The 26784-nt window shown below is 55.2% G+C and carries 24 protein-coding genes; 10 read left to right on the top strand and 14 right to left on the bottom strand.

The window, feature by feature from the left end; translation table 11 throughout:
- Positions 1 to 30: 30 nt before the first annotated feature.
- On the bottom strand, positions 31 to 492 hold the full coding sequence (locus tag C4S74_RS19970; protein ID WP_103997039.1) for a GNAT family N-acetyltransferase: 462 nt from the start codon (positions 490 to 492) through the stop codon (positions 31 to 33).
- A 200-nt stretch (positions 493 to 692) separates the two neighbouring features.
- Between C4S74_RS19970 and C4S74_RS19965 the strand changes: the two genes are divergently transcribed.
- The 5 genes from C4S74_RS19965 to C4S74_RS19945 all read left to right on the top strand — a co-directional run bounded on the left by C4S74_RS19965 (position 693) and on the right by C4S74_RS19945 (position 4778).
- Positions 693 to 1658 carry an alpha/beta fold hydrolase gene (locus C4S74_RS19965; RefSeq protein ID WP_103997038.1) on the top strand — a complete coding sequence of 322 codons (966 nt, stop codon included), beginning with the start codon at positions 693 to 695 and terminating at the stop codon, positions 1656 to 1658.
- Between the two features lie 81 nt (positions 1659 to 1739).
- Positions 1740 to 2003 (top strand): hypothetical protein, encoded by a 264-nt coding sequence (locus C4S74_RS19960; RefSeq protein ID WP_103997037.1) that lies wholly within the window; start codon positions 1740 to 1742, stop codon positions 2001 to 2003.
- A 98-nt stretch (positions 2004 to 2101) separates the two neighbouring features.
- Entirely contained in the window at positions 2102 to 2806 is a 705-nt protein-coding gene (locus C4S74_RS19955; protein ID WP_258042554.1) for a GntR family transcriptional regulator, read from the top strand.
- A gap of 22 nt (positions 2807 to 2828) precedes the next feature.
- Entirely contained in the window at positions 2829 to 3866 is a 1038-nt protein-coding gene (gene uxuA, locus C4S74_RS19950; RefSeq protein WP_103997035.1) for a mannonate dehydratase, read from the top strand.
- Between the two features lie 120 nt (positions 3867 to 3986).
- A complete protein-coding gene (locus C4S74_RS19945; protein WP_103997034.1) occupies positions 3987 to 4778 on the top strand; it encodes an SDR family NAD(P)-dependent oxidoreductase in 792 nt (263 codons plus the stop codon).
- 117 nt (positions 4779 to 4895) lie between these two features.
- Here C4S74_RS19945 and C4S74_RS19940 read toward each other — a convergent pair whose 3' ends face one another.
- The 9 genes from C4S74_RS19940 to C4S74_RS19905 form a co-directional block, all read right to left on the bottom strand.
- Complete coding sequence (locus C4S74_RS19940; protein WP_103997033.1) at positions 4896 to 5435, bottom strand: STM3941 family protein; 540 nt, start codon at positions 5433 to 5435, stop codon at positions 4896 to 4898.
- Positions 5436 to 5508: 73 nt separating this feature from the next.
- Positions 5509 to 7485 (bottom strand): tetratricopeptide repeat protein, encoded by a 1977-nt coding sequence (locus tag C4S74_RS19935; RefSeq protein WP_103997032.1) that lies wholly within the window; start codon positions 7483 to 7485, stop codon positions 5509 to 5511.
- A gap of 313 nt (positions 7486 to 7798) precedes the next feature.
- Positions 7799 to 10081: a chemotaxis protein CheA gene (locus C4S74_RS19930; protein ID WP_103997031.1), complete on the bottom strand. Its 2283-nt coding sequence runs from the start codon at positions 10079 to 10081 to the stop codon at positions 7799 to 7801.
- Between the two features lie 12 nt (positions 10082 to 10093).
- On the bottom strand, positions 10094 to 10522 hold the full coding sequence (locus tag C4S74_RS19925) for a chemotaxis protein CheW (RefSeq protein ID WP_103997030.1): 429 nt from the start codon (positions 10520 to 10522) through the stop codon (positions 10094 to 10096).
- Positions 10523 to 10611: 89 nt separating this feature from the next.
- Positions 10612 to 12216: a methyl-accepting chemotaxis protein gene (locus C4S74_RS19920; protein ID WP_103997029.1), complete on the bottom strand. Its 1605-nt coding sequence runs from the start codon at positions 12214 to 12216 to the stop codon at positions 10612 to 10614.
- Positions 12213 to 12389 (bottom strand): hypothetical protein, encoded by a 177-nt coding sequence (locus tag C4S74_RS26675; RefSeq protein WP_181024485.1) that lies wholly within the window; start codon positions 12387 to 12389, stop codon positions 12213 to 12215. The genes C4S74_RS19920 and C4S74_RS26675 overlap by 4 nt, the downstream gene beginning before the upstream one ends.
- A gap of 46 nt (positions 12390 to 12435) precedes the next feature.
- Positions 12436 to 12900 (bottom strand): chemotaxis protein CheX, encoded by a 465-nt coding sequence (locus C4S74_RS19915; protein ID WP_103997028.1) that lies wholly within the window; start codon positions 12898 to 12900, stop codon positions 12436 to 12438.
- A 334-nt stretch (positions 12901 to 13234) separates the two neighbouring features.
- Complete coding sequence (locus C4S74_RS19910; RefSeq protein WP_103997027.1) at positions 13235 to 13903, bottom strand: response regulator transcription factor; 669 nt, start codon at positions 13901 to 13903, stop codon at positions 13235 to 13237.
- Positions 13896 to 17435, bottom strand: coding sequence for a PAS domain S-box protein (locus tag C4S74_RS19905; protein WP_103997026.1), 3540 nt, complete (start codon positions 17433 to 17435; stop codon positions 13896 to 13898). Before C4S74_RS19905 ends, C4S74_RS19910 begins: the two co-directional genes overlap by 8 nt.
- Positions 17436 to 17697: 262 nt before the next feature.
- Between C4S74_RS19905 and C4S74_RS19900 the strand changes: the two genes are divergently transcribed.
- The 4 genes from C4S74_RS19900 (at position 17698) to C4S74_RS19885 (ending at position 21032) form a co-directional block, all read left to right on the top strand.
- A complete protein-coding gene (locus C4S74_RS19900) occupies positions 17698 to 18399 on the top strand; it encodes a futalosine hydrolase (protein WP_103997025.1) in 702 nt (233 codons plus the stop codon).
- Positions 18396 to 19226, top strand: coding sequence for a 1,4-dihydroxy-6-naphthoate synthase (locus C4S74_RS19895; RefSeq protein ID WP_103997024.1), 831 nt, complete (start codon positions 18396 to 18398; stop codon positions 19224 to 19226). The genes C4S74_RS19900 and C4S74_RS19895 overlap by 4 nt, the downstream gene beginning before the upstream one ends.
- Positions 19227 to 19609: 383 nt before the next feature.
- Complete coding sequence (locus C4S74_RS19890; protein ID WP_258042553.1) at positions 19610 to 20191, top strand: sigma-70 family RNA polymerase sigma factor; 582 nt, start codon at positions 19610 to 19612, stop codon at positions 20189 to 20191.
- Positions 20184 to 21032 (top strand): hypothetical protein, encoded by an 849-nt coding sequence (locus tag C4S74_RS19885; protein ID WP_103997022.1) that lies wholly within the window; start codon positions 20184 to 20186, stop codon positions 21030 to 21032. The genes C4S74_RS19890 and C4S74_RS19885 overlap by 8 nt, the downstream gene beginning before the upstream one ends.
- A 365-nt stretch (positions 21033 to 21397) precedes the next feature.
- Here C4S74_RS19885 and C4S74_RS19880 read toward each other — a convergent pair whose 3' ends face one another.
- Entirely contained in the window at positions 21398 to 22516 is a 1119-nt protein-coding gene (locus C4S74_RS19880) for an NADH-dependent flavin oxidoreductase (protein ID WP_103997021.1), read from the bottom strand.
- A gap of 433 nt (positions 22517 to 22949) precedes the next feature.
- Between C4S74_RS19880 and C4S74_RS19875 the strand changes: the two genes are divergently transcribed.
- Positions 22950 to 23675 (top strand): DsbA family oxidoreductase, encoded by a 726-nt coding sequence (locus tag C4S74_RS19875; RefSeq protein ID WP_103997020.1) that lies wholly within the window; start codon positions 22950 to 22952, stop codon positions 23673 to 23675.
- Positions 23676 to 23978: 303 nt separating this feature from the next.
- Here the strand turns inward: C4S74_RS19875 and speD are convergent, their stop codons facing one another.
- The 3 genes from speD to C4S74_RS19860 all read right to left on the bottom strand — a co-directional run bounded on the left by speD (position 23979) and on the right by C4S74_RS19860 (position 26774).
- Positions 23979 to 24818, bottom strand: coding sequence for an adenosylmethionine decarboxylase (gene speD / locus C4S74_RS19870; RefSeq protein ID WP_103997019.1), 840 nt, complete (start codon positions 24816 to 24818; stop codon positions 23979 to 23981).
- Between the two features lie 160 nt (positions 24819 to 24978).
- Positions 24979 to 26037 carry a site-2 protease family protein gene (locus tag C4S74_RS19865; RefSeq protein WP_103997018.1) on the bottom strand — a complete coding sequence of 353 codons (1059 nt, stop codon included), beginning with the start codon at positions 26035 to 26037 and terminating at the stop codon, positions 24979 to 24981.
- Positions 26038 to 26195: 158 nt separating this feature from the next.
- Positions 26196 to 26774 (bottom strand): GNAT family N-acetyltransferase, encoded by a 579-nt coding sequence (locus C4S74_RS19860; RefSeq protein WP_103997017.1) that lies wholly within the window; start codon positions 26772 to 26774, stop codon positions 26196 to 26198.
- Positions 26775 to 26784: the final 10 nt, after the last annotated feature.

The following is a 26784-nucleotide window of genomic DNA, read 5'->3' as shown; positions in this document are numbered from 1 at the left end:
TGTCCGCCCCCGGACGGGCTGCCGTCCGTTTTACTCCATCTCGTATACGAGCCATTCCGTAGAGACATGCCCGCCCATTTTGTTATACAGCGATTGGGCGGCCGTATTGTCCTTGGCCGTCTCCCACGTCATGTAGGCGAAGCCGTGCTCCCGGATATGGGAGAGGCACGAGCGGAACAGCCGCTCTCCGACTTTATGCCCGCGGGCCGAAGCATCGACGAACAGGTCGTTCAGCACGGCCGCCCTTTTGACTTGAAGCGTGCTGAATGAAAAGTACAGCGTCGCGAAGCCGACGAGCATGCCGTCTTTTTCCGCTACAAACTGCAGGCCGGCGGACGGGTTCTCCCGCAGATGATCAATGAGCTTCACCAGTTCGCGTTCGTCCGGGCGCGGCCTTTTATAGAAGTCGACGATATATTGGATCATAAGATCGTGAAGCTGGCGGGTATCTTCGGCCGCAGCGGGTCTGATCTGGACCTGGTCCGTAGTCATGGCAGGCGTTCTCCTTTATAGGGCGGTATTAGGTATATGCTTTTCTATCATTTTAGTTACGGCAGCCCCCGGTTACAACCTTATTTTGCGAACCGATCCGTTTCTTCCTGTCCTTCCGCGTACAAAAACATCGTGTGTTTTCCGCTTCGCAAGTTTATAATAAATGGAATAAAACTTCATAGTTGCTGGAGGATTAGGAAATGAATGCCGTCGAGAAAAGAATTCATACTCTTCATCAGTACAAGCCCGCGCTGACGCTTGACCCGTCCGCAGCCGATCAATTCTGGGACAAGAAGCTGGACCTTTTCAAAAACAAGCCCCTGAACGCCCGTGTCGAACGCAGAGACTCGCTCATGAACGGAGTCGATACGTATCACGTTGCTTATGAAGGCTTTGACGAAACCCCTGTTCACGGATGGTTTCTGGTTCCCTCTTTTCTGCAAAAGAAAAGCTACCCCTGTCTCGTTATGTTCCCGGGGTATACGGCCGACAAAGGCCTGCCGGAACGATATGCGGCTTGGCTGCTTCAGGGTTTTGCCGTTTTTGCCGTCGATGTGAGGGGCCAGGGTGGCGAAACCGGCAACCGGCTCGACTACGACGCGGGAACCAGCACCGGCTGGATGACGCAGAACATCCTCGACAAGGACCGCTGCTATTACATGGCGGTTACGCTGGATGCGTACAAAGCGGTCGAGTGGGCCACCGGACGGCCCGAAGTGCAGGCATCCAAAATCGCGGTAACGGGTGGCAGCCAAGGCGGCGGCCTCTCGCTGATCACGGGCGCGCTCCACGAGAAAGTGTCGCTGATCGTTGCGGACATCCCGAATATGTGCCACATGGATTTCGGCGTGCTGAACTCGGTCGGTTCTCTGAAGGAAGCCGCCGATTTCATCAAGCGGAATCCCGACCGGCTGGAGCCTGTATTCGAAACGCTCGCCCATTTCGATATGATGAACCTGGCCCACCGCATCCGCGTGCCTGTCCGGATGACCGTCGGGCTCAAGGATATGGTGTGCTGGCCGGAAACCATCTTCGCGGCTTACAACCGGATCGAAGGGGATAAGCACATCGACGTGCATCCTTTCTCCGGCCATGAAGTCAGCGAGCGGCAGCAGCAGGAGCACAGGAAATACCTCGCCGAATGGGCCCGCGAGGAGCAGGCGTAAAGCCGTTCCCGCAGCCCAGCCGGCAAGGCCCCGATTTATCCGGCAGCACATGGCGGCCCGATAAGTCGGGGCCTGCTTTATGTGTGGGCGGTCCGGACGCACGCGGAAACTACGCAGCTGTGCTGCAGGGACGCGGGCTGGGGGCACGAGCTGCGGGACGCCGGGCCTGAGCAGCGCATGCCGTGCGGAAAATGTCCGGTTATCCGCGCTCCCGAAGGCTCGGCCCTGTTCATCCTTCGTGTCCGGGAAGTCACAGTCGGCAGCCGAGCCGTTTCCTGCCTGCGGACCGATCATCGGAACACGGCGGCCGCCTTTCTTGATCTGACAGATGCCGCTATCATGTAATCTTCCAGCATCTGGCTTGATTTTCATTGACGCGTATACGTGTATACACGTATACTTATTTTTAATCAAAAGCTAATTACATGGAGGTGAGTCATTTGATGTCTACCCGGCAAGTCCCCCGCATAACGAGCGGCAAGTCTTTGGGCGAACAAGCGTATGATGCCTTGCGGGATTCCATCATTACGTTAAAACTGGAACCCGGCCAAACGATTTTCGAAAGCGAAATCGCGGATACGTTCAAGATCAGCCGGACACCGATCCGGGACGCGTTCCAGCTTCTTGTAACGGAACACCTGATCGAGGTGCTTCCCCAGAGACATAAGAAGATCGCCCGTATTTCGGAATCCAAAGTAAAGGAAAGCAGCTTCGTGCGGCTCAGCCTGGAGAGCAGCGCTTTCAAGCTCGCGGCTGGAGGCTGGGACAGTTCGGAGAAGTTCGTGCACGCGGAGAGGCAGATCGGCCGTATTCTCCGGGAGCAGAGCGAGGCGGCGGATCATCAGGATGTGGTTCAGTTCCTCCAGCTCGATGAGGCTTTTCACAAATGCATCCTCGAACTGACCGGCAACGCGACTCTGCTGGAAGTGGTTTACCATATGCGGGGCCATCTGAACCGTCTCAGATACCTGGCAATGAAAGAACTTGTGCTGACGGAAAAACTCGTCGAAGAACATCTGGAGCTGTTCGACAGCTTGAAAAAGAACGACGAAACGGGCACCGTACAACTGCTGGAACGGCATCTCGGCAATCTGGACCATGAGATCCCGCAGCTCCGGGAGCAGTTTCCCCACTATTTCACCGACTGATCACACAGAAAGGATGAAAACCATGAAAATGACTTTTCGCTGGTTCGGCGAGAACGACCCCGTAACTTTAACGAACATCCGGCAAATCCCCGGCGTAACCGGAATCGTATCGGCCATTTACGACGTTCCCGTCGGAGAAGCGTGGCCGCTCGACAAAATTACCCGCTTGAAGCGGACGATCGAAGATCACGGCCTCCGGCTGGACGTCATTGAAAGCGTCCCCATTCACGAGGATATCAAGCTCGGTCTTCCTACGCGCCAGGCCTATATCGACAATTACAAAACAACGCTGCGCAACCTGGCCAAAGCCGGAATCGATACCGTCTGCTACAATTTCATGCCGATCTTCGACTGGACCCGGACCTCTCTTCATTACGAGCTCGAAGACGGCTCCAACGCCCTCATCTACGAGGAAGAAGTCGCGCAGAAAATGAATCCGCTTACAGGCGAGCTTAAGCTTCCCGGCTGGGACACGAGCTATACCGACGACCAGCTCAAAACCCTTTTCGACCATTATAAAAACGTCGACGAAGAGGAGCTCTGGACGCATCTCGCTTATTTTATCCGGGAAATCATGCCGGTGGCGGACGAGGAGGGCATCAAAATGGCCATTCATCCGGACGACCCGCCGTGGCCGATCTTCGGGCTTCCCCGCATTATTACCAACCGGGAAAACCTTGACCGTTTTCTCGGGCTCCACGACAGTCAAAATCACGGCCTGTGCATGTGCAGCGGTTCGCTCGGCGCTCATAAAGACAACGATTTTCCGGCCATGCTCCGTCATTTCGGGCATCAGAAGCGCATCCACTTCGTTCATGCCCGCAATATCAAGCGGATCGGGGAGAAAAGCTTCTGCGAAACCTCCCATCTCTCGGAGCACGGGTCCGTCGACATGGTGGAAGTGATGAAGGCGCTCAAAGAAGTCGGCTTCGACGGCCCCCTGCGTCCCGACCACGGCCGCATGATCTGGGGCGAAACGGGAAAACCCGGCTACGGGCTTTACGACCGCGCCCTCGGCATCGTCTACCTGAACGGCATCCGCGAAGCCCTGAACCATTAACTGGTTCACTCCGCCCGGCGTAAGGGTAATTCCTTAAAGGACTTATCTCGTTCCGCTATCCCGTATCCCGTTCGGATCTTGCGGGCAGGCGGAACTCACGCTGACAAGGAGGGCATACACATGCCGGATAAACGTTTGGAAGGTAAAGTTGCCGTCGTCTCCGGCGGCGGCTCCGGAATCGGTAAAGCTTCGGCTATCCGTTTGGCCCAGCAGGGAGCTAAGGTCGTTATGCTTGACCGCACCCCGGATAAAGCGGAGCAAACGAAAAAGACGATCGAAAGCGCCGGCGGAGAAGCTCTCGTGATCGAGTGCGACATTTCCAAGCCGGAGATGATCGAACAGGGATTGCGGCAGGCGGTAAGCAAGTTCGGAGGCATCGATATCTTGTTCGCCAATGCGGGCATCAACGGAACCAAAGCTCCGATCGAAACGCTGAAAATCGACGAATGGGAGCAGACGATTAACATTAATCTGCGCGGAACGTTCGCTACCGTCAAGTACGCGATTCCTCATCTGAAAGAAAAAGGCGGAAGCATTATTATCACCAGCTCCATTAACGGCAACCGCGTCTTTTCCAATATCGGATTTTCCACGTATGCGACGACAAAGGCCGGCCAGGTAGCCTTTATGAAAATGGCGGCCCTGGAGCTTGCCCGGTACAAAATCCGGGTGAATGCCATCTGTCCGGGCGCAATCGACACGAATATCGACGAGAACACGTATCCGACCGACGATTTGAAGGAAGTTCAAATCCCGGTCGAATTCCCCGAAGGCGATCACCCGCTCAAGGGCGCGCCGGGAAAACCCGAGCAGGTGGCCGATCTCGTGCTCTTCCTCGCTTCCGACGAGTCCTCCCATGTCACGGGGACGGAAATCTACGTCGACGGGGCGGAGTCGCTTCTGCGCGGCTGATCAAACAAAGGGCGCTCTCCACGAAACATGGAGAGCGCCCTTTTGGCGCACGGACGGCCGCGTATGTCCGCCGTCGGCCGTGCCCTATGTAATGTCTGACGGGTGCGGCCCGCCTCCCTAGGCGCTGGCGCGGTCGCTCTCCCATTTTTCCATCATCAGCACGTACAGATCCTCCAGAGGCATCTTTACGGCAGTTTGCGTAATGTTCACCGTAGCCTGCACCAGTCCTTGATTCGCTTTCATAAGCGCTTTCTTGAACCCGCTCTGGCGGGCGAGGAACGTTTCCGTGTCGTGCAGACGGATGCCGATAAACCGCTGGCCCATATAGTCGTACAGCATAATTCCCTCGATGTCGGCCCATTTCAGCTCTCCTCCGCCGATAGCCGACGAATGGTCCACAATCCCCTCATCGCTTACGATTAGAGAAGGCTTCCGGTTAAAGAGCCGGTAAACCAGATACACCAGACACGCCCCGAAAAAAACAACGCTGATGCCCCCGATCACCACAAGTCCCAGGGAATTCTCCTCTTCCGACTGTCCCACTCCTATGAATACAACGCCCAGAACGACAAAAACGAGTGCGGCCAAAACAAGCCCGATCGTTTTTTTGGTACTCGGATAAATGATCAAATCATTAGGCTGATGAACCGGCAGCAATACAATCCCCCCTAATTTTTTCCTCTATCCGTTATATAACAAGCCGTCCGCAAGTTGAAACACAAAGACACCTTTAAGACAGATATACGTGACCCTGATACAGCTCGGTAATGCGCCGAGCCGCTCCTTCCAGTACCGTCTCGTTCAGCCCGTCGAGTTCTTCCAGATGTTCCAGTCTTTCTTCAAGCGAAAGCTCCGGGAACGTGAACAAGCTCCAATTGGCGAGGTTCTCGATCGCCTCCGGAAAATCCAGCCGTCCGTAATCCAGATAAGCCTTGTAAATATAACAGGCGCCGTAGGAAGGGTCCAGAGCCAAGGCCTGGTCGAAAGCGTTGCGCGCCGCATCTTCTTCCCCCTCCAGCTTGAAGCAGACAATGCCCAGATTGAAAAAAGCCGACGGACTGTCCGGATGAAGTCTGGAAAACTGGCTGGCGAGGTTGCGGGCCTCGGCGTATTCTTTTTTCAAATACAGCACATTGCCCCGGAGGCTGATCAGGTCCGTATAGGAGGCGTCCTTATCGTAGCCGACGATGCAGTCCAGCTCCGCTTTCTCCAGCTCGCGCAGCGTGAGGTAGCATTTCGCCCGGCTCTCGTAATAGGCCGCATGCTCCGGCTGTATGTCGATCGCTTTCGTAAAAGAAGCGATCGCCATGTCCAGATGGCCCATCTCCTCAAGCACCCGCCCCATCGCATGATGGTAGCCGGCTCCTTCGGAAATGGCGGGCTCCAGCTCCGCCGCATGATGCAGATCCATCAGGGCCTCGTCAAAGCGGGAGTCCATGAAATATGCGTAGCTGCGCTTCATGCGGAAATCCGCCCGGTCCTGCATCGCGATCGCCCTGCCGTAAGCGGACGCCGCCTGCCCGTAAGCGCCGGTCTCTTCCAGAATCAGCCCCCGCTGCTGTTCGTTGAGAGGATCGTCCTCTTCCAGTTCCAGCAGCCGCTTGTTGAACTCCAGCGCTTTCTCGGTCTGGCCCAGATCCAGGTAAGCGTCCGCCAGCCAGTAGCAGACGATGGGGTTCGCGGAATCCTGCCCGTAGAGTTTGAGCAGCAGAGGCACCGCTTCCGAATCCCGGTTCTGCGCCCGGTAGAGAAGGACTCTTTCCATCCACAGAACCCGCTCTTCCACGTCCCGCTCCTTCTCCAGAACATCCAGCTCGCGCTCCGCGTCCTCCCAGCGCCCCAGGCTGCGGTAGATCCCCACGCGCTGCAGATACAGACCGTCATTGTCCGGATAGGCTTCAAGAGCACGGTCGATCTCTTCCAGAGCTTCCTCGTAACGCTTCAAAGTCGTGTACAGACCCGCCAGATCTTTGCGGAATCCGCACGTACGCTCCGTCTCATCCATGAAAACACGGAAAGCTCCCGGACCGTATCCGGTCCGGTTGAGCACGAGCCGCTGCCCTTTATCCGAAATGTATTCCCATTCGATCACCTGGTCGACGGCTTTGCGCATGTAACCGACGGCTTCCTCCGGGCGGCCCAAAATTTCCAGCGTCTTACCCAGCCTGTAATGGAAAATGGGAATGTCCCGGTCGGCATACGACAGCACTTTGCGGAACGTTTGCTCCGCCCGTTCGTAATCGTCCGTCCGCCAGTAGCACATGCCCAGCTCGTAGTAGGTCGATACGACGGAATCTTCGGGCTCGCGCTTGACGCATTCTTCCAGATCTGCGGCCGCCGCCTCGTAATCCTGAAAATCCTTGCGCCATATCCCCCTCGTATACCAGTACATGTAAGGCTCGGGATTGAGCCGGATGGCCTCGTCCATATCCCGCATGGCCTCTTCTTCCCGGCCGATTTCCTGCAAAATATGCGCCCGCCGCTCATGGGCCTTATCCGAACTGACCCGCCCGATAATGTTCCCCAGGAGAGACAGTGCGTGTTCCGTATGCCCGCATTCGTGATACACCTCCGCGACCCGAATCTTTTCGGCGGTGTCCAGCTTGCCGTAATCGGCTTTTTCGTAATACTGGAGCGCTTTCGCGAAATTTCCTTCTTTTATGTACTGTCTGCCTTTTTTTATATAATAGCCGTTAAAAAGCTTCACGGTCTTCCCTCCCTCTGTTCTATCATCCGGCAGTAAGTAAGTATACCTGAAACCGTTAAAATGAAACACGGTTTCATACGTCGGCTGTCCCGGCCCGTTTCAAAAAATCGGAAGCCCCCGATGCAGGAAAAGAACGTCAAAGGAACCTGCCTTCGTACGCTCTTCCGGTACAGCTATCCTTTTATTATACAAATTTTTACTCGGGGGAGGTATACGTTTTTACGAAGGGGCGATAAAAGAAAACAAAAATAGCCCTTCAACCGGCAGGAGGCCGGCAAGGACTATAAAAAGAAGGACCGCCGGAAATGCCGGTCTAATGAGGACGGACGCCGGTCCGGCCGATGATGGAGGCGATCTCCAGGATAAGGGCCACGTTTCCGTCGCCCAGAATGGTCGCCCCGGCGATGCCGTCGACTTTTCCGATATAAGGCCCCAGCGACTTGATGACGATCTCCTGGTTGCCGATCAGCTCGTCGACCACCAGAGCGAGGCGTTTCTCGGCCGATCCCACGATAACGAGCGGAATGTGGCTCCGCGTATTCTCCGTATACGGGATCTGAAGATAATCATGCAGCCGGGCCACCGGAATCACCTGATTGCGCAGCACGATGACCGACTGTCCCCGGATGCTCCGGATGTCGTCCGGGCTTACGCGGACGATCTCGGCTATATTGCTCATCGGGACGATAAAGGTGCGCCCGCCGAGCTTGACCTGAAGCCCTACGATAATCGCCAGCGTCAGGGGAAGCTTGATTTTGAAGCAGGTTCCGCGGCCGAGGCGGGTTTCGATGTCGATCAGCCCGTTCAGCTTCTCGATGTGGCTGCGGACGATATCCATTCCGACACCTCTGCCGGATACGTCGCTTACCGTGCTGGCGGTTGAAAAGCCGGGGCGGAAAATAAGCTCTACGGCTTCCCTTTCGCTCAATTGCTCCGCTTCTTCCCGGGAGATGATCCCCTTCTCCAGCGCGGAACGGATCATCCGGGCCGGATCGATCCCCGCCCCGTCGTCCTGCACGTAGATGACGACCTGGTTGTCTTCGTGGGCGGCCCGGATCGTAAGGACGCCTCCCGCGCTTTTGCCGGACTGCGTCCGGATCTCCGGCTTCTCGATCCCGTGATCCACCGCGTTGCGGATCAAGTGGATAAGCGGGTCGGCGATCTCCTCGATGAGCGTCCGGTCCAGCTCCGTGTCTTTGCCTTCGAGCACCAGCTCGATTTCCTTGCCCAGCATGCGGGAAAGATCCCGGATCATGCGCGGGAAGCGGTTGAAGAGCTGCTCGATCGGCAGCATCCGCGTCTTCATGACGCTTTCCTGCAGATCGCCGATGATCCGCGACAGATGGTCGGCTATCTGGCCCAGCTCGTCAACGCTCTCATCGGCGATACGCCGCCGCTGCGTGCGTTCCACCTGATGAATGCGGGTCTGGTCGATCACGAGTTCCCCGACCAGATTCATCAGGTGCTCCAGCCGCTCGACGCTCACGCGGATCGTCGGAGACTTGGCCTTCGCCGGAGCATCCGCGGCCGCCGCCCGGGAGGGCGGTGCGGAGGCTTGCGGCGATGGGGCGGCGGCCATGGCGCCGCCCGTGCTGTGCGCCGGGGCGTCTGTGCTGCCGCTCACGCCCGCATGGCCCGCCGCTTGCGCCGGGGCGTCTGTGCTGCCGCTCACGCCCGCATGGCCCGCCGCTTGCGCCTTGGCGTCTGCGCTGCCGCTCATGCCCGCATGGCCTGCCGAGTCCTCTGCGGCCATGCCGCCGCCCGCTCGGCCCCCGGCGTCTGCATCCGCCGCGCTGTTCGCTGCATCCGCCGCATCCCGCGCGGCCTGGGCGCCCGTTACCGCCGCTTCTTCCTGCGCAAGCGGCTCCACCACGGCCCGCTCGACTTCCATGAGGCCGTCGGCGAACGCCTGCAGTTCCTCCTGGGACTGCTTTCCCGCATACAGGAAAAGCAGATCTCCGGGGCCCTCCTCGTCCAGACCTTCCGGCTCCGGATCGGCCAAAAGCACGTCGCCGCGCTCATTCAGCGCGGAGTGGATAACGTATGCGCGGGCTCCGCGGATGAGGCATTCGGAAGCGATCCGGATGTCCACCCAGAACAGCTCTTGCCCTTGTTCCATGCGCTCCTGCACCCGAAGCTCCAAATCAAGCGAAAGAGACGGTTTGCCGCGGCGAGCGGGCGTTTCCGCTGTTTCCGGCCTATCTCCGGCGAGAACAGAATCTTCGCTGCCGAAGCTTCTCAGCGCGCGGACACAGTCCGAAATATCTGCGGAAGGCGGCTCCCCGCCAACGATGTCTTGCTTAAGCTGCTTGAGAATATCCAGCGCGGTGAACAGGAGATCGACCAAAGCGCCGGACACGGCAAGCTGCCCGCTTCTGACCCGGTCCAGCAAATGTTCCATCTCATGGGTTAACTGCTTCATCTCTTCGAAGCCCATTGCCGCCGACGATCCTTTGATCGTATGAGCGGCCCGGAACAGGCTTTGAATGACGATACCGGACTCACCGGACTGCTCCAGCTTCAAAATCTCCCCGTCCATGACCTGAAGCTGTTCCTCCAGCTCCTCCAGAAAGATTTCCCTATACTCGGACAACATGCCAGTCAACTCCTATTCGTGAAGCAGAACTTCGTCCAGTTTTAAAATCCCCGCCAGGCCGCTGTCCGCAAGCCCGATTCCCGTAAAAAATCCGCCCTGTACGCCGCCCACCCGCTCCGGTGGAGGCTGTATGTCCGTGAACGTCGTCACTTTGCTCACATAATCCACCATAATTCCGACGGTGTCCTCCAGGTGATGAACCACGACAATCCGGGATGCCTTCGTCGGCTCCGCCTCTTCCATACCGAACAAAGTCCGGAGGGAAATGACCGGGACGATCCGCCCCCGCAGGTTGATCACCCCTTTGACGTAAGGCTTGACATTCGGAATAGCCGTAACGGCCTGCATTTTAATAATCTCGTGAATATCGTAAATCCGGATGGCGTACTGTTCCCGGTCGATGCCGAACGCCACATATTGCTCGTGCCCGCTTCCCTGCATAAAAAAGGTCCTCCCTGTCATTCGTAAGGAATCCGGCTCCCGCCGTTAAAAGAATAACCCCAATCAGGCTGACTGGGGTCCCTGCCTCGTTAGGCGGATTTGCTGATTTTGAACACCGCTACCGTCCGGTTAAGCTCTTCCGCCAATCCGGCGAGCGACTGGGCCGTGGAGGCCGTCTCTTCGCTGCTTGCCGCCGACTGCTCGGTTACGGCGGAAATGCTCTCGATCGACGACATGACCTCGGAGGATTGCGCCGCCTGCTGCTCGCTTGCCGCGGCGATCTCCATCACCTTATTGGCCGATTCGTTCACCATGCCGATAATGTGATGGAACGATTCGCCCGTCTGGCGGGACAGGACCACACCGTCGCCGACCGCTTTGACGCTCTGGCGCGTATTCTCCTGCATGCCCTTGATAATCGCGGTAATCTGCTTCGTCGCTTCCCCGCTCCGTTCGGCCAGCTTGCGGACTTCGTCGGCCACGACCGCGAACCCGCGTCCCTGGTCCCCGGCGCGTGCCGCTTCGATCGCCGCATTAAGAGCAAGCAGATTGGTCTGCTCGGCGATATCGTCAATCACTTCGATAATCTCTCCGATTTTGTTGGAATCCTGTTCGAGTCTGGATACCTGCTCATTGACCTGGTTCATGCTCTCAATGGACGAATTCACGATCTTGCCGCCCTGCTGGGCGATATCCAGCGCATCCGACGAAACCTCCGAAGCTTGTTCGGCGCTCGTCGCGACCGACGTAATCGCGGTCGACAGCTCTTTGAACAGCTCGTGGATGGTCTGCGCGGCGTTAGCTTGGCTGACGCTTCCGCTCGCGATTTCCTGCGTGCTCGCCGAAATCTGCTCGGCCGCCGCCGACACGCTTTCGGCCGACGTCAGGATGCCGCCTACCGTGCTTCGCAGGCTGTAGACCATCTCGTTCACGGATTTGGCCAACTGTCCGATTTCATCGCGGGTGTCGATATCCGTGACTTCGGTCAGATCGCCTGCGGAAACTTTACCTACCAGGCCGACCACCTTGTTAAGCGGCCGGGAAATGATCCGCGCGATAGCGTAGCCCAATCCGATAGAGATCAGGAACGCTGCAATCATAACCGCAAAAGTCACGTTGCTGGAGCTTTTGTACAAGGCGGCGCCTTCGGCGTTGCGTTCTTCCGCCAGTTTCACGTTAATCTCAAACATGTCGTCGAAAGCCTTCATGACTTCATCGCCCTTGGTTTTCAGGCTTCCGCTCGCGAGCAGGGCTTTAAACGCTTCACGGTCATCGCCGTAGCCGATTTTAACGGCTTCCTCCAGCTGCTTCTGGTAGCTCTCCCATACGGGATGAAAAGCCTGAAGCAGATCTTTTTCACCCTGGGTAACGTCCGTTTTCTCGTAAGCTCCTATTTTTTCGCCGATTTTCTTCACGTTCTCGTCGATTTTTTTCTTGTACTCGTCCTTCTGGGCCGGAGTATCCGCAAGATCGTTCAAGTCCCGGAGATCCGTTCTTATGACCTGATAATAGAAGGAAGCGTCCGAAACGACCCGGAGCGGAACCAGATTATTTTCATACATGCTGCTTAGGCTGTTGTTGAGCCTGCTCATATTGACAAGCCCGAAAAAACCCGTGAACACCAGCAAAATGGCGATAAATACAAAAGCCGACACGAGCTTCGCGGATGTTTTTAAATTGCGGTACCATTTCATTGTCCGTACCTCCTGCCTTTGCGTCCTTCGATCACTTTGAGCTCGGTCTCCAGGTCGTGCAGAATGTCGTCTATTTCTTCGCTCGTTAATTCTCCCTCATTTCTTTCCGGATGATAATCGCTTCTTCCTCTGGAATTGTCCCACAGCGCTCTTATAAATCTCGTTTTTTCCATGTGTGCTTCCCCACCTTAAAATTGTTGATTTGTCGCGACGTTTTTTTTATGCGGCTTCGGTTTTCTGCAAAAGAAGGATCATATGGATGGTTCCGACTTCCGCAAGGGAAACCGCTATTGAAATCCCCTTCTCGAATCCGTAAAGCTGCATTTGTCCTACCATGACGGTGGGCGGGGTAATATCGATTTTGTGTCCTTTTTGATAAATAATCGCCGACGTATTCCCGGCAATCATATTCGCCATTTCCCCTACAAAACTATGGAGCATTTCACCTTCAAGAGGCATGCCAAACATGGATTGTCCCAGTTTACCGAACGTTTCGATATCTCCTTCGATAACCAGCCTTCCTTCGACATCCCCGACGATCCCGATCAGCACTCCGATTTCGCCCTGGATGACCGCATTTTGCAGCATGCTGGGAGGCTTCGTGTCGATGGAGATGGGAAAAACCTGGCTCATCGATGCAATGGTACTGTTCAGCAAATCTTTAACTCCGTTCGGATTCTGCACTTCAATCAACCACCTTTATGTGTATAAAATGATCTCTGCCCGTATCCTCGCCACAATCCGGCCGCGGATAGAGGCAGGCATTTACCGGCAAATCCGCTTCCTCCCTTTCGGGAGCTTTAAAAATCTGAGCAATCCGGCTTAGGTTAAAAGACCTAGAAGCTGTACTAATCATAAACCGCAAAAGAGCGGTGGTAACCGAAAAACCTTTGCGGGAACCCGCAAAAATATTGCGGAAACTTGTAAATTCCTGTCGGATTAATGGTAATGAATAGACAAAAAAACCGTATCACAACTGTGTACGGCCGGTTTTATGTCGAACTTGATAAATTTTTTATCATGCCATTTTCGGAAAATCTTCATCGGACAGCAGGCCCAGCTGCTTCGCTTTCATGGCGGCTTCGATCCGTGATTTCACGTTAAGCTTGTGAAAGAGGTTCGTCAGGCAGTACTCCAGCGAGCGTTGGCTCATCAGGACGGATGCGGCAATTTCCTTGTTGCTTCTCCCTTTCGCGATCTCTTTCAAAATCTCGTATTCCTTGGAGCTGACCGCCTGCGTTTCGGGACTGCCGCCTGCCGATTCCGCAAACTGGCTGCCCGTCGTCCGCCTCAGCTGTTTGACCAGGGACAAAGGCAGCACGGCTTCCCCCCTGAGAGCGCACCTCACAGCCGTTACGAGCTGTTCCTTGTTTGCCGTTTTGAGAACAAACCCGGCAATTCCGGCTTCAATCATCAGGTTGAAATGATTGTTAAATTCAAAGCCGGTGTAGATCAGGATGACGGCGTCCGGAATAAGGTGGAGAATTTGTTTGGCCAGATCGATCCCGTTCATCGTAGGCATATGCAGATCGATCAGCATCACGTCAAAATGCTGGGCAACCGCCAGCTCCAGCGCTTCTTTGGCCGTATGAGCCAAGGAAACTTTCATATTGGTGTCCTGTTCCAGCAGCATTTTCGTCCCCTCCATGACGGAAGGATGGTCGTCGACCAATAAGATCTCAATCATGGTTATCCCTAACACTCCAATTTCTGATTTCGAATTTCTGATTCTGTTTCACCGGTACGTTAATGAAAACGGCGAGCCCATTGTTCGGGGAGGAGTAAAACTCAACGTCGCCATCCATACTGCGAACCCTTTCTTTAATGCCGTAAACTCCCATACTGTTAAAGGACTCCACCATTCCACTAACATCCATACCGATTCCGTTATCCTCATAACTCAGATGAATCCGGTCGGAGTGAGCCGACAACTTGAATTGAACTTTCGCTGCGTTAGAATGTTTCGTCGCGTTGGCCAGAAGCTCCTGTACAATTCGATACAACCCGATTAACAAATCGTCGTCGTGCAGGGAGCCGTGAAAGCCCGTGTAGTCAAAAGCAATGGAATAGTCGGTCCGCAGCTGCGTAAATTCGAACAGGGCCTCCAGAGAAGCCACAAGGCCCTCTTCCTTGAGCATCGGCGGCCTCAGCTCGTTGCACGTGATGCGGATCTGGTAAATGACATCGAGCAGCCCCTGCGTGATCTGAGCCAGCTTCTCGCGCAGTCCCTGCGGAACCTCGTCATCGGACGAGATCTCGTCAAGCTTGCGGTACCAGATGATCTGCTCCTGCAGAGCTCCGTCGTGCAGATCCTGGGAAAGGCGCTTGCTTTCATTCTCGGATAGAGCGAATAAAAGCCGGATCAGCCAGGAAGGCGTCTTTTGCCGGGTCGCCAGCTCACGCAGCTCCTGAGTCAGATCTTCGATGACTCTGAAATTATCGTACAGGACACTCGCGTAGCGGGCGATCGTTTTGATCCATACCCTTTTGGATTGTAAAACGAGAGAAGGAGACTTCTCCCCGATGCACAGCAGGTAGCTTTTCCCTTTAATTTCTCCGATGCGGATCAGATGGCCGTCCGGCGTGTCGATAATTTCGCAGACGGGCAGCGGGTCGGAACAGCCCTCCACAATTTCCTCCCAGACGTGCTGGGGAATATCCGAACTGCCGTTCTTGACGGTAATCTTGTTCTGCTTGTCCACTTCAACGAGACTGATTTTCTCCGTTCGGATCATTTCCCGCACTTCCTGAATAAGCCTCCGGTCCAGCTCCTGCACGTTCATCAGTCCGAATAAATCGCTTGAGAAGCGGTCCAGACTCGTCTGGAGCACATAATAGCGATCCTTGCTCTCCCGTATGATTTGCTCCGCATAGTCCCGGTCCTTCTCCGCCTTCTTCTGCTCGCTTATATCCCGGATGATGGTCATGGCGACATCCATGCCGATATACGGAATGGGAATGGATACGACTTCGGCGTCGATGATCCGGCCGTCCAGCCGGACGATTTTGTGTTCGGCGATGCGTGTGGCTTCCTTGTTCTCGTAAACCCCGTTCAGACGGGCGCGCACCTTGTCCCTGGAATTCGGATGGACCGTATCGTAGATCGAGCGGCCGATCAGGCTGCAGGTCGTTCCCGCTCCGAACAGATCCAGGCCTGCCGGATTGACGTAATCGAATTTGTGGTCCCGGGTCAGAATCGTCGGAATCGGCGACAACTCCACCAGGTGGCGGCTCAGCCTCTCGCTTTCCTGCAGGGCGGTTTCGGCCTGTTTGCGTATCGTAATATCCTCGAAGAAAACGAGGAAAGCTTCGGAACGCGCGTCGTAGATCGCCGTCGCCAGCATATCGACCACATTGCCGTCGCGCCGGGTGATGGCCAGATCGATAGGAGCGCTGGACCCGCGATCCCGGATGGCCTGCTCTCCTTCGAACGGCGCATCCGGCTGGATCCAGTCCTGGGGCGTCGTCCCTATGATCTCCTCCGCGCTTCCCGCACCCAGCACCCGCACCGCGGCGGGATTCGCGTAGATGACCTGCCCGTCTTTGTAGAGCGCGATCGAAACCGGAGACAGCTCCACAAGACTGCGGTAGCGTTCTTCGCTGTCCCGGAGCGCCTGCTCCATCCGCTTGCGCACCGTAATGTCCGTATGCACGTGAAGGGAGGAAAGCGACAGCCTGTCGTAGATGCCCGTCACTTCCACGTCGATGACGCTGCCGTCGGTACGGACCATTTTGTACTCCAGCGGCGGAGCATACTTCGCCTGCGCCACCGCAAGCGCGCGGCCCCGGGCCTGCTCCACATAATCGGGATGCATAAAATCGTAGATGCTCCGGCCGATGACATCGCAGGGCAGCGCGGCGCCGAACAGCTCCAGCCCCGCGGGGTTCGCGTAAATAAACCGCTCGTCGCGGATCATCGTCAAGGGCTGAGGCAGCAGCTCGATCAGATGCCTGTACCGCTCTTCGCTCTCCATCAGCTCCCGCTCGATCAGCACTTTCTCCGTGATGTTCCGGGATACGATGATGATGCTCTCCGTTTTCCCGTCGGCTTCCCGGACAGGGTTGGCTACACAATCGAAATGCAGCTCGGAGCCGTTCGCATGGATAAGCCGGCAGCGCGCCGTCCATACGCAAGCCGATTCCGGCATTCCTTCCAGCTTAAGCCGGATCAGCTTCCCGTCTTCGGGATGCATACTATCGTACAGCGACAGGCCGGCTGCGGTGGATTCGTCCAATCCCAGCCTCGCTTTATAGGAAGGGGACGTGTATTGGAACTTTCCGTCCCTGCCTACCACGGCCACGAGGTCCGTCATATTTTCCGCGATCAGTCGGTAGGTGGCCTCGCTTTTTTGTAACGACCGCTCGGTCAGTTTCTTCGAAGTAATGTCCCTGCACAGCACAAAAACTCCCGTAACCGCGTCGTTTACATACACGGGCACCATTTTTATATCCCAGTGGTACATACGGCCTTCTGTATGATAAGAATTCATTTCGAATGTCTGGTTCGTCCCCTGCACCACCCGGCCGAAATACACCGACATCCGTTTCAGGCTGTCCACACCGAACAGTTCGATAAGCGACAGCGGGTTCGCGATATTGTGCCGGCTCCCCGTAATTTCCAGGGCGGCCGAATTGATATCCAATACCTTCCCGTGCAGATCCAGCTCCACAATCACATCCGAATGATGCTCGAAGAGAGAACGGTAGCGCTGCTCGCTTCTCTGCAGAGCCTCCTCCGCCGCTTTCCGGGCCGTAATGTCCAGCACCACCCCGTCCAGACGCAGCAACGCGCCGCTCGTTTCATCCAGCGTCGGAATCATCCGCACCTGCACCCACCGGACATCGCCGCAGGCGTGAACGATCCGGTATTCGCTGAAATCGGAAATCCCCTCTTTGACGTTGACGCACGATGCTCTATACCGCTGAAAATCGTCCGGATGGATGATTCTTTCCCAGGCTTCCCGGGTAGCGAAATATTCGGGCCGGTAGCCGGTAATCTTGAGCAGGGCTTCCGATGTAAAAGGAACGCGCCGGGACGAATAATCATACGACCAGGTGCCCACATCCACGGTATGCATAATATTGACCAGCAGGCCGTATTTTTTGACGAGCTGTTCATGATGTTTCCATTTTTCCAGATTTCTTTTGTAAAGAATGAGAAGGATTTGGACGGTCAGAAGAAGGATGCATACAGCAGCGCCGATGATAAATTCATTCAAGATGTGTGTCTCCTTTATGCGTGAAGAGTGAGCCCGGGGATGATGTGCGGCAGATGAGGCTGCCACGGAACAAGAAAGGCACGAAATGGATTCAGATAAATAATAGTTCGGAAAAAGCGCGTTCCAGTCCTTCCCGATCCGTGCGTAAATGCGGATAAATTTGACAATGAAGAAAATTTGTTTAGTCCTAAAGTTTTTATACCGCGAAGCATTGGTTTATAATATAGCTTATCCGGATCAGCATTTAAAGGAGATCTTACAAATGAGCCCTGATTTTTATTCGGCCTCTTCCCCGCTCCCTGCGGGTGAAACGCCTCCCATCAAGCGCGTCCTGATCATGACGCCCGTCCAAGCCGAGCGGGACGCCGTACTCCGCGGTCTAGCCGGAGCGCCCGGCTTCCGGGTGGAGCTCGCGGGCGTCGGTCCCGTGGCCGCGGCTGTCTCCACGACGGCGGCCCTCGCCGCCGCCGAATACGACCTCGTCCTGGCCGCCGGAATCGCAGGCGGCTTCGAGGGCCGGGCCGAGGTCGGCTCGCTCGTCGTGTCGAGCGAAATACTCGCCGCCGATCTGGGCGCCGAGACGCCCGGGGGCTTCCTCAGCCTGGACGAGCTCGGCTTCGGCTCGGCCCGCGTGCCTGTCGACGCGGCGCTTGCCGGCCGCGTCGCCGAAGCCCTGGCGGCCGCCGGGCTGCCCGTAAGCACAGGACCTGTGCTTACGGTCTCCACCGTGACCGGCACGGCGGAGCATGCCCTGGAGCTCGCCCGGCGGGTGCCCGGCGCCGCGGCCGAGGGCATGGAGGGCTTCGGCGCGGCAAGCGCCGCCCTCGCCCGCGGCATCCCGTGCCTGGAGCTCCGCTCGGTCTCCAACGCGGTAGGGCCGCGCAACAAAGCGGCATGGCGAATTCCCGAAGCGCTCGCCATGCTGGAGAAAGCAAGTTCAGTCTTACCGGAGGTGCTGTTATGAAAATCGCGTTTTCCCCGTGTCCGAACGACACGTTCGTCTTCCATGCCTGGGTGCACGGGCTCGTCCCCGGCGCGCCCGAGCTCGATGTCCTGTATGCCGACATCGATATTACCAACGGTCTGGCCGCGGGTTCCGGCGGTCCCGAAGTGATGAAAATCTCCTACGCGGCACTGCCGTGGGTTCTCCGCGACTATGCCCTGCTCCCTTGCGGCGGCGCTCTGGGCAGAGGCTGCGGGCCGCTCGTGCTGTCGAACGGCTCCGCCGATCCGGCGTCCCTCTCCGGCAAGCGCGTCGCCGTTCCGAGCGAGCGCTCGACCGCGTACCTGCTGTTCCGGCTGTGGGCCGCCCAGCAGATTCCCGGAGGCGTCGGCGAGATCGTCGTGATGCCGTTTCACGAGATCATGCCGGCCGTCCGGGACGGGAAGATCGACGCGGGCCTCGTCATTCACGAGGCGCGCTTCACCTACCCGTCCTACGGTCTCAGCCTGCTGGCCGATCTCGGCAGCTGGTGGGAGTCCGACACGGGACTCCCCATTCCGCTTGGCGCCATTATCGCAAAGCGTTCGATGGACCCGGAAGCGGTGGCGGGATGGATCCGCTCTTCCGTCGAGTATGCGTGGGCCCATCCGGAAGCGTCCCAGGCATACGTGCTCCAGCACGCGCAGGAGATGTCTCCCGAAGTCGCCAAGGCGCATATCGACCTGTACGTGAATTCGTTCACGGGGGACCTCGGCGAGGACGGTTACGGAGCGGTCGAAGCGCTGCTCGGACGGGCCGCGAAGGAAGGGCTTGTGCCCGAGTTCGATCTGAAACTGCTTCGCGCCTAGCCTTCGGACTATCCCTCCATCATCGGAACCTCCATCCGAAAATATCACCGGCTGACAGTGGAGCACGCAAATATGAAGCCGGCACATGAAAGTTTATCTTCTTAAATAAGACAGCCCAAAAACAGCCTTGATTCGGTAGTTGACCGGATCAAGGCTGTTTAGTTTTTTATAAACAAAAGTTCTCCAAGTCCCCGGAATTTCTCAACCGTTCATCCGCCTCCGGACTTCTTTCACTGATTTGCTTTTCTCCCGCGGGTCCTTGTTCTATGCTGGAATCAACAATTTTAAACCGTTTTGTTAATGCTTTTCACTTGCCTGCGTATTAACATACGTAAATTTCCTCGCCCAGAACACTTAACCGAAGAAAGAAAGGAGGAAAGGAGTTGGAGAGCGTTTCAATAAATATGGAAATTTACCGCAATCAAGATGAGACAACGCGTGGAAATATTTTAACCTCCGAACAATTTTCAGAGCTGTATGAAATGTACATCGACCGCGTTTACAAGTACATCTACTATCGGATTCACAATACTTACGAGACGGAAGATATTTGCAGCAAGGTTTTTGAGACGGTCATTTCCAAGTACAACAGCTTCTCGGAAGAAAAAGCCAAATTTGATGTATGGCTGTTCGCGATTGTAAGAAACGCGGTGACCGATTACTTTCGCGCTCGAAAAAAAAGATTCCATTTTTCACTGGATTCCATTACCGGACACATCCTGCCTAAGCCGTCACCCGAAGAGCTCGCTATCCGGGGCGATGAGCATCGGGCACTGTTTAATGCGCTCGGGAAACTGCGTGACAAGGAACGCAATATCATCGCAATGAAGTTCGCGGCCGGTCTGAAAAATTCGGAAATCGCCGAATTGATGGGGGTCAGCGAGTCCAATATCGGCGTCGTAGTCTTCAGAAGTTTAAAAAAGCTGCAAAAAATTTTGGAGGCGGGTAGGTTCAGGAATGAGTGAAAAACAGAATCCGGAAGCATGTGAAAATGTCGTTGATCTGCTTGAAAACATGGAGGTCGATCCCTTGACCAAAGAACGTATTTTCAAGCGTGTGGCAAACAAATTGGAGACGGGAACCATTCAACCCGAAAACACGAAAAAGGATGCGATCACTATGTTGAATAAAAAATGGAAAACCGCTGCCGCGACGGCCGCTGCTGTAATTATCATTGGAGGCGCTCTTTCGACCACCTCATACGCACAGGGGATGTTCGATTCCATCCTGGCACGTTTCCAAGTGGGCAATATGAAAATCGTCCAAACCGACAAGGAACGACCGGCACCTGAAACTAACGTACCGGCCCAGCAGGACAAAGCCGCCGAGCCCGGGGAGATAAAGCTTCCGGAACAGCCGAAGCTGACTGTGCAGGAAGCCCGGGCAGCAACAGGCATGAATTTCCCTGTGCCTGCCTGGATAGCCGATTTTGAATACTCCAACACCGTTATTCAAGCTAAAACCATGGTAGAAGTACAGTACAGACAAGGCGAAAAAACCGTTAACTTCCTGATCTCTAAGGGAGGCGAGAACGGTATTGAGACAACTGACGAGGTTAAAACGGAGGTTATCGCCGGGAAGAAAGTCTATTTTGCGAACGGGATTGTACTCTGGGAAGATAATGGTTTCACCGTAGAGCTGTATGCACAGGAAGATTTCGACACGGCCTCGCTCGAAAAAATCATCAAAAGCTTTGCCGTCGGAAAACCGTTGACGCAGGAAGAAATCGACAAAGCGAAATCAACCCTCGACACCAGCTTGAATTCTGAAAAATCCGGACCCGCTCCAGCCCCGGCTTCGAACTGATAGCAATTAATCGCGGCAGCTTCTCCGGGACAAATGACGCCCCACAATCCTTACGGGTTGCGGGGCGTCATTTTTATGCCAGGAGGTTCGGAATTACGGCGGCTGAATCCAGGCTGCGGCCTCGTTTGTCATCCCGCCAAAATGATTTAAAAAGAAGAAGCCCGCAGCAGACACGGGCTTCTTCTTTCTTCTTCCTTCTAACGTGAGGCTTCCGGAGCGCGGTGCTCGGCATCATATGACGGTGGTCAACACGGTCCGCATAACGTGACTTTAGGGCAACGCCATCCGGCTTTCAGCATATGCCCCGCTGCCGCGAGTACGGCAGCTTGCCCGCAATTGTCGCAGTCGGCCGCTGCGTGCGCGGTTTAAACGACCGGGAACCAGCCCGGTGTATTTATGATCGCGTTCCACAGCGGGTCGGGAATGACCAGACGCTCCTGGTCTTCTTTCGTTAGCGTCGTCTTGATCTCCGACTCGTGTCCGTCCGCTACTTTACCGACCCAGTCCGGCTCCACGATCAGCTCGCGGCCCAGGGCGATCAGAGGCACGCCCGTCTCCAGCGCTTTCAATGCGTCGTCGGCCGTGTGAATAGAGCCTACGCCCATCACCGGCGTTCTTCCTCCGACGGTTTCGAGGATAATCTCGATCCGCGGACGATTATCATCCTGGGTTCTCGGAGCCGACCAGAAATCCATCAGGGATACGTGGATATAGTCCAGACCTTTGTCGGCCAGCGTATTTACGAGCTGAATGGAATCGTCCATGGAGATTCCGGGTGTCTCGGGCTCTTCCGGCGAGAAGCGGTAGCCGACGGCAAACGGCTGTTTCGCATGCTCCGCCACGACACGCTGCACTTCGTCGACGATCGCAAGCGGGAAAGTCATCCGCTTGTTCACGTCTCCGCCCCACCGGTCATCGCGGCGGTTGGAATGCGGGGAGAAGAACTGCTGGATGAGATAACCGTTCGCTCCGTGGATCTCCACGCCGTCATAGCCCGCTTCGATGGCGCGGCGGGTCGTTTCGCCGAAGTCGCGGATAATGTCTTTGATTTCGGCATCCGTCAGCGCTCTGGGCACGACGCTTCCTGCCTTCTCTTCCGACACGGCGCTTGCGCTTACGGTCTCGCCGTTCGGCACCAGCTCCGGCGGGCAGCTGCGGCCGCCGTGGAAGATTTGCAGAATGGCTTTGGCTCCCTGCCCCTTGATTGCCGAAGCGAGGCGGGCGAGGCTCGGAATCATTTCATCGCGGTCTCCGGCAAACTCGCCGGGGAACCCTTTGCCGTTAGGCGTTACATACGTACAAGCGGTAATTACAAGACCCGCTCCATTGGATCTGCGTTCATAGTATGCGATTTCAGCGTCCGAGACGGTACCGTCCTCATGAGACGAATAGTTCGTCATCGGTGCCATCACGATCCGGTTACCCAGCTCCACGCCGCTAGGAAGCTTAAAGGTTTCAAACAAAGCGTTAAACTTGCTGTTCATCTGGTTCTTCCTCCTCTATATCCGTTCACACGTACAGGGTTAGTTTGCTCCAATTTGTCCGGAGATATAAAAGTGTTGCGGTGTAACTCCGCGCCTGTTGACTTCTCCGGCCTTTGTTCTGACGCCTGTAAGAGCCGATTTATTTCAGGGCCTTTCCTGCGCCTGACTGTTATTTTATTGGTAACAGTTACACGTTGTCAAGTGCCGTCACATCCAGGCTTCCCGCTCGACCGCTTTTTTCTGTCTATTCCGCCTGTTTCTCTAGGAATTTGGCGAAAAAAATTTTGCCGTATAGGACCTGGATGTGCCGTTTTTCCATGCAGCCTTGCTTTCCGATAAAACTGTAACTATAATGATTACAAGATAGCACAAAAAACTTTCTGTTTGCTCCGCGCGCAAACGGTCCGAAATAGAAATGTGGAGGTTTGTTAAAATGAAAATTGAGATTTGGTCCGATTTCGCCTGTCCGTTCTGTTATATCGGCAAACGCCGGTTCGAGCAGGCGCTTGAACAATTTCCGCACAAGGACGAGCTTGAAGTCGTGTACCGCAGTTTCGAGCTGGACCCGAATTCCCCTCGGGACATCGGCCACAGCGTCCATGACATGCTTTCCCAAAAATACGGGATGAGCGTGGAGCAGGCCAAAACGATGAATGCCAACGTGGTCGCGCAGGCGGAATCCGTAGGGCTTACCTATCACATGGATACGATAGTCCTGACCAACACGTTTGACGCGCACCGTCTGGCTCATTTCGCAGACACACACGGCAAAATGCACGAAATGACCGAACGGCTGCTGAAGGCTTATTTCACCGATTCCCTTCATCTCGGCGATCCTGCCGTGCTGGCTTCTCTTGCCGAAGAAGTCGGCTTGGATAAAGCCGAGGCCGAACGGATTCTTGCGGGCGACACCTATGCAAACGAAGTGCGCGCCGACGAGCAGGAGGGCGCGGAGCTGGGCATCACCGGCGTTCCGTTCTTCGTAATCGACCGCAAATACGGCATTTCGGGCGCCCAGCCTCTTGAAGTTTTCGTGCAGGCTCTGGAGAAAGCATACGGCGAATCCAAACCGCTCACGATTTTGAGCGGCGCGGAAGGCGGACCGGCTGACGGAGCCTGCGCCGACGGCGTGTGTGCGCCCCCAACGCGGGACAAGTAAGCTGCCCCGCTTCAATTTGAACGCCAAAAGGCTGTCCCGCAAGGGACGGCCTTTTGACGTTATTGCCGCGGACCGCTCTAGGCCCGCAGCGGACCGGCCCGGGTTAAACACGGGAGAAACCGCACCCTGTTCTTACCGAGCACGCAAACCGCGCCGGGCCTTTGTTGACGGTAGGAAGGCGGTATGCTTAGAAGCGCGGCAGCAAGTGCGAGAAGAAAGAAGACCGGCTCCCGCCTACCGCTTTCACACAAAAGAGGCACGGAGCGACTGTTTTTCCGTGCCTCTTTTCCCCATCCGCTTGTCTCACTCTTTCCCGTCTACCTCATCAATTGTCGCCGAATAAATATTTTTGCCGTAAAAAATCTCGTCCATTTCCAGCGTCAGGCTTTCCGTAATTTCTTCCTGCTCTTCGGCAGTCAGCTTGTCCTTCGTATACCCGAATAAATAGTTGTTCAAATCGAATTCACGCAGTTTACATTTCGTGTGGAAAATATTTTCCTGGTACACGTTCACGTCGATCATATGGTATTTGTCCTTGACGGACTGCGGAATATAATTCTGGATGGAGCTGATTTCATGATCGATAAACAGTTTATGCCCGTGAATGTCCCGCGTAAAGCCGCGGACCCGGTAATCCATCGTAAAGATATCCGTATCGAACGAATGGATCAAGTAGTTGAGCGCCTTCAGCGGAGAAATTTCGCCGCAGGTGGAGACGTCGATATCCGCCCGGAACGTGGAAATACCCTCGTCGGGGTGGTATTCCGGATACGTATGGACCGTGATGTGGCTTTTGTCGAGATGAGCGACAACGACCTCCGGCAGAGGCCCGGGGGACTCCTCGAACGATTCCGTGGACGCGGCATCGACAGGCCCTTCCGATACGAGCATCGTAACGCTGGAGCCCTGCGGCTCGTAGTCCTGCTTGGCGACATTCAGAACGTGGGCGCCGATGATGTCGGACACGGTATTCAAAATTTTCGTCAGCCTCTCCGCGTTGTACTGCTCGTCGATATATTCCAGATACGCCTGCCGCTCTTCCCGGGTACGGGTGTAGCAGATATCGTACATATTAAAACTCAATGACTTTGTAAGGTTATTAAAGCCATGGAGGGTGATCCGCTGCTCGGGTGTCAGTGCCATGATTGATTTCCCCCTATCCCAGTTCAGGTTAAAAAAAGACTATTTTTATTTTTACCCACTCAGCCCAATAAAAAACATGTCGAAAAATAAGGAAAGTGTAAACATCGGAAAACGAAAAGACCGCCCTTGCGGGCAGCCTCTGGCACAAGCTTTATTCAGCTTACTTAAACCCGGGAAGACCGCGTTCCTTCAACCATTTTTCTTCGTAATAATCAAACACGTTGTTCTGGACGAGCGCTCTCCGCTGTGCGGCATACTCACGGCCGAGCTCCACCGACCGTTTCAGAACGCTTTCGACTTTGAGCCTAGTGATCGGCTCCGTAACTCCGTGTTCCTGGACAAACGCATACAGAGATTCCGCTTCCTCCTGCCTGCCCGCCATACTCCAGCCCATCGCTTCCTCGCACAGGATGTGGGAAATGATCATTTTGTTGTGTCTGTTCCCCGTTTCACTGCTGAGGGCGTCCATAAGAAACGGCATAAAATCTATCGCGTTGATCCGGTCCCTGCCGATTACCTGGCTGAAATATTTCGCGTAATAGAGCACGAACAGATCCGTAAACTTTTCCGTGATCCCTTTCTTGTTGCCGATATATTTATCGAACAAATACGTTTCCGACTTCAGCAGCAGAAATTTAAGGCTCTCTTCTTTAACGTTCGGGATCGTAAATAAAATATTCCAGTAATAATAGAGCGATTCGTACGGATCGGAAATCGTCTTGGCGAGCCTGCCGTCCGAGAAGATCAGCGTCCCCAGCCCCATCGCCAGCGATAAAATACCGAACAGCGTCACCACGAGGTAGTCAAAGCTGCTTTTAAGCAGCGTTAAGGCCAGAATACCCGTCACCAGGCTCATCACAGGCCCCAGAATAAAAATGACAGACTGCTTCTTATTATTTCTTTCGTAGGAAGCCTCGTCGCGGAAATCGGCCACATCCACAAGCACATTCCCGACGTAATAAAAGTTTTTCCACGAAAAAATCAATTTTTTCTGCGGAACGGACAGGGTTACCGGCCCCAGACTGAATTTGATTACTTTCCTCCCCGTAATAAACGCCCCCAGAACATGACCCAGCTCGTGAACAAAAAGGGCGGCTCCGCCCGCGGCCGCGAAAGACAGGAGGAAAACGACGATATTCAGAGCCATCCCGGGGCTCGCCACGGCAACTGCCGCCAGCACAACCAAACAGCCGATCAGAAATTTTACTTTTCCCTTCATTTCTCTCTCCTTTGAAGACCGGCAGATTTTGCGCCGAACGCTCCCTGCCGTTTGTTAAAAAGTCGTGTCAGGTTTATTTTACCTCATAAAATAAAAAGTTAAAAATATTAAAGAGGCACATCCGCCTGAGCGAATGTGCCTGACATGCCGGAATGCCTCTATTTATCCGGTGCCGCGTCGTAGTCTTCTTTTAAAATCGCGTAGATTTCCAGATCGACGATTCCTTTGCCCGACCACAAAGCGGCCTGACGGAGCATTCCTTCCTTCCGGAAGCCGTTCTTGAGCAGCACCTTCTTGGAGGCGTCGTTCGCCGGCATCACCTGGGCCTGAATCCGGTTTACCTCCGCTCCCGTAAACAGATAGGCGGTCAACAGCCGGACGGCTTCCGAGGCGATTCCCATGCCCCAGCAATCTTCCGCCAGGAAATAGCCGATCGTCACCATATCGACTTTTTGGTTGAAATCGAAAGCTTCGGCGATTCCCGTCAGCCTGCCGTCCTCTTTGCGGAAGATTCCCCACTTGATTCTTGATTTTTTGCCGAAATCTCTCTCGAAATGACCGATCATCGACCGGACCGTCTCTTTGTTATGCTTGGGGATAATGCCGCAGTGGCGGAATACTTCCTCGTTGTCGTAAATACGAAACACTTCGTCGAGGCTGTCCTCTCCGATTTTTTTCAATACCAGCCCGGATGAATCCAGAACAGGAACTTGCGCGAATACAGTTTCAATGTTCAACGTTACACCT

The sequence above is a fragment of the Paenibacillus sp. UNC499MF genome (genome assembly GCF_900107975.1).
GTDB lineage: Bacteria > Bacillota > Bacilli > Paenibacillales > NBRC-103111 > Paenibacillus_F.
The sequence above is the reverse complement of the archived record's forward strand: the minus strand, read 5'-3'. Positions and strand labels throughout refer to the sequence as shown.